Below are 3,598 nucleotides of genomic sequence, written 5' to 3'. Positions count from 1 at the left end.
GGGGGGTGGGGGTGCTGACGTTCGTCGGCGGCGACGCGCAATTGCGCTCGCTGACCTTCTGGGGCCTCGGCAGCCTCGGCGGCGCGCGATGGTCGGCGCTGGCGGCCGGCGCGCCGTGCGTCGCGATCGGCTGCGTGCTGCTCGCGCGCGACCGCGATGCATTGAATGCATTGCAGCTCGGCGAAACCGAGGCATTGCATCTCGGTGTGCCCGTGCAGCGTCTGAAGCGGCGCGTGCTCGTCGCGGTCGCGCTCGCGGTCGGCGCGCTCGTGTCGTGCGCAGGCATCATCGGCTTCATCGGCCTCGTCGCGCCGCACTGCGTGCGCCTCGCATGCGGCCCCGACCAGCGCGTCGTGCTGCCCGGCGCCGCGCTGCTCGGCGCACTGCTGACGCTTGCCGCCGATCTCGCCGCCCGTACGGCGGCCGCCCCCGCCGAGATTCCGCTCGGCGTGCTCACCGCGCTGCTCGGCGCGCCGTTCTTTCTCGCGCTGCTGTGGAAAAGCCGTGGCGCGCTCGGCGGTTGAACCCTTCATTCACGAATCATGCTGACCGCCCATCATCTCGACGTCGCCCGCCGCCACACCGCCGTGCTCCGCAACCTGTCGCTGTCGATCGAACCGGGCCGCGTGACCGCGCTGCTCGGCCGCAACGGCGCGGGCAAGAGCACGCTGCTGAAGACCTTCGCGGGAGAGCTGACCGGCAGCGTCGCGCCGAACGGCGTGCGCGTGACAGGCGACCTCGCGCTGAACGGCGAACCGCTCGCGCGCATCGACGCGCCGCGACTCGCCTGCCTGCGCGCCGTGCTGCCGCAGGCCGCGCAGCCGGCGTTTCCGTTCAGCGTCGACGAAATCGTGCTGCTCGGCCGCTATCCGCATGCGCGGCGCGACGTTGCACCGCTGCGCCGCGATCGCGACATCGCGTGGTGGGCGCTCGAACGCGCGGGCGCCGACGCGCTCGTCGGACGCGACGTGACGACGCTGTCGGGTGGCGAGCTGGCACGCGTGCAGTTCGCGCGCGTGCTCGCGCAGCTGTGGCCGGACGACGACGCGCCGGAAGCCGCTCCGCGCTACCTGCTGCTCGACGAACCGACCGCCGCGCTCGATCTCGCGCATCAGCACCGGCTGCTCGATACCGTGCGCGAAGTCGCGCGCGAATGGCAGCTCGGCGTGCTCGCGATCGTCCACGATCCGAACCTCGCCGCGCGGCATGCGGATACGATCGCGATGCTCGCCGACGGCACGATCGTCGCGCACGGCGCACCGCGCGACGTGATGACGCCCGCCCATATCGCGCGGTGCTACGGCTTCGCGGTGAAGATGGTGGAAACGGGCGACGGGGCGCCGCCGGTCATGGTGCCGGCGTGACGCCGTTGCATGGCATGAACCGGCTGCGTGCTGCGCAGCCGGCCTCGTCATTCGCTTATCGCCTTCCAGGAGACACACATGCCGCTTCCGATGACCCGCATCATCCTGTACGTGCAGGACGTCGCATTGCTGAAAGCGTTCTATCGGCAATATTTCGATCTTCCGGTCGTCGAGGAAATCGACGACGAATGGGCCGTGCTCGACGCAGGTGCGATCGAGCTCGCGCTGCATCTGGCCGGCCCGGCGTTTCGTCACGCGGCAACGGCGCCCGCGCGCACGGATTCGAACAACGTAAAGCTCGTCTTCTCGATCGACACGGACATCGACGCGCATCGCGCGCGCTTCGTCCGCGATCGCGTGACGGTGCGCGCGCTCAAGCGCTACGACGGCTTCCCGTACCGGATGTACGACGGCGTCGATCCGGAAGGGAATGTCTTCCAGGTGATGCAGCCGGACTGAATGCGTGCGCGACGGCCTATCCGTCGCGTCGCCGCGTCCGGCACACCCGCTCGCTCAATGCTCGAGATCCGCGACGCCGAACGTCCGCATCTTCCAGCCGAGCCGCACCGCGAGCATCCGCATCGTGAAGCCCGCCGCCAGCGCGACCACCGTCGCGACACCCGCATCGATGCCGGCGTGCTGCATCCCGACGTACAGCGCGCCCGTGACGAAAGCGACGCTCGCGTACAGTTCCTCGCGCAGGATCAGCGGCATCTCGTTGCACAGCAGGTCGCGCAGCATCCCGCCGCATACCCCGGTGATCGCACCGGCGAGCACGACGATGATCGGCGCGGTGCCCGTCGACGCGCCGATGTCGCAGCCGATGATCGTGAACGCCGCGAGGCCGATCGCGTCGACGGTGACGAACAGCGTCTTCATCCGCGCGACGTGCCGCGCGGCCCACGAGGCGACGGTCGCCGCGGCGAGCGTGATCATCAGATACTCGGGATGGGCGATCCAGCCGAGCGGATAGTGGCCGAGCAGCACGTCGCGCACGGTGCCGCCGCCGAGCGCGGTCACCGCGCCCACCAGCGCGAGCCCGAAGCGGTCCATCCCGCGCCGCATCCCCATCAGTGCACCCGACATCGCTTCCGCGACGATCGCAATCAGATAAAGCGTATGCATCGTGTGCCTCAGTCTTCGGTACGGAACAGGTCGAGCACGCGCTCGCGCTCGGCCGCGTCGACGGCCGCGGGCGTCGGCGAGTCGGGTTTGCCGTCATTGCCCGGCGCATCGGACGCCGGCGCGCCGCCGCATGCGTAGCGGCTGCGGATGAACGGCGGCACGTCGGCGGTGCAGGTGCCGCGCAGGTATTCGGCGTACACGAAATCGCCGTCGGCGAGCGCGACGTGCTCGTAGAACTTCGCGTCCTCGGCCGCGAGCAGCGCGTGCCGCCTCAGCGGCGAAATGTGCTCGAGCGGCACGAACTCGCGGCGCTCGATGCCATCTTCGGCCAGCAGTTCGCCGTCGCGCGCGAAAATCCGCAGCGGCAGCGCGGGACGATAGACGGCCAGATGTTCGACGGACGGCAGTTGCGTCCAGATGCGATGGATCGTCCATGCGCCGATGCCCGCGCACGCGAGCGTCAGGCCGGGCAGCGCGCCCGCGAGCATGCGCCATTTGCGGCGACGTGGCGATGCGGGAGGCGGAGAGGAAGCGAGGTGGTCGGTCATTCGGGTTCCTTCTTCGATGCGGTGACGGCGGGCGCGCACCACGCGCCCATCCGTCACGAAAGGCGCGCATTGTCGAAGGGATGCCGGGATACCGGAACAATCTTTAGCCAATGTTTGGCTGGCTAAATTTTATTTAGGAATGGCGGTTCATTCGAACCGTCGAACCGCGCGGCGCGAGCTTCGCTTCGCCTGTACCATCGTCGGCATGTTCGACACCTGCCTGCGCCTGTGGGACCTCGTGCCCGACGGCGGCCCCATCCTGACCGCGTGCGGCGGCGTGCTGCCGAACGCCTGGCACGCGCGGCCGGCGATGCTGAAAATCGCCACGTGCGACGAAGCGCGTCGCGTCATGCTCGTCGCCAACGCGGCACAGCTCGACCTGCGCCGGTTGCTGCAATGGATCCTCGCATGGGCCGGCCTGTCGGCGAGCTGGCTGATGGAAGACGAACAATCGCCCGACACGCGGCTGCAGGTCGCGGCACTCGCCGCCACCGCGCTCGGCGCGTAGCACGCGGCGCGCTGCACGGCAACTTCGACGGCGCCATCCGCCGCCGCGCAAAT

The 3,598-nt window shown here is 69.6% G+C and carries 5 protein-coding genes and 1 pseudogene; 4 read left to right on the top strand and 2 right to left on the bottom strand.

What is annotated here, in order from left to right:
- From J7024_RS36600 to J7024_RS36590, 3 genes are all read left to right on the top strand, one after another.
- Window positions 1–524, top strand: a 524-nt coding sequence (locus tag J7024_RS36600; protein ID WP_234746026.1) for a FecCD family ABC transporter permease, incomplete at its 5' end; no start/stop codon positions are given.
- An 18-nt stretch (window positions 525–542) separates the two neighbouring features.
- Window positions 543–1,364, top strand: coding sequence for a heme ABC transporter ATP-binding protein (locus J7024_RS36595; protein ID WP_234746024.1), 822 nt, complete (start codon window positions 543–545; stop codon window positions 1,362–1,364).
- 78 nt (window positions 1,365–1,442) lie between these two features.
- On the top strand, window positions 1,443–1,823 hold the full coding sequence (locus tag J7024_RS36590) for a VOC family protein (RefSeq protein WP_124826640.1): 381 nt from the start codon (window positions 1,443–1,445) through the stop codon (window positions 1,821–1,823).
- A gap of 54 nt (window positions 1,824–1,877) precedes the next feature.
- On the opposite strand, the gene J7024_RS36585 is transcribed toward J7024_RS36590, so the two are convergent.
- Complete coding sequence (locus J7024_RS36585; RefSeq protein WP_124826641.1) at window positions 1,878–2,489, bottom strand: trimeric intracellular cation channel family protein; 612 nt, start codon at window positions 2,487–2,489, stop codon at window positions 1,878–1,880.
- Between the two features lie 185 nt (window positions 2,490–2,674).
- Window positions 2,675–3,037, bottom strand: a pseudogene (locus tag J7024_RS36580) (penicillin-binding protein); the annotation flags it as partial.
- Between the two features lie 205 nt (window positions 3,038–3,242).
- Here J7024_RS36580 and J7024_RS36575 point away from each other — a divergent pair.
- Window positions 3,243–3,545 carry an aminoglycoside phosphotransferase family protein gene (locus tag J7024_RS36575; RefSeq protein WP_124826642.1) on the top strand — a complete coding sequence of 101 codons (303 nt, stop codon included), beginning with the start codon at window positions 3,243–3,245 and terminating at the stop codon, window positions 3,543–3,545.
- Window positions 3,546–3,598 lie beyond the last annotated feature (53 nt).

This window comes from Burkholderia sp. WTPI3, assembly GCF_021483755.1.
Lineage (GTDB): Bacteria > Pseudomonadota > Gammaproteobacteria > Burkholderiales > Burkholderiaceae > Burkholderia.
Note: the sequence above shows the minus strand (reverse complement) of the source record. Positions and strands in the feature narration are given on the sequence as shown.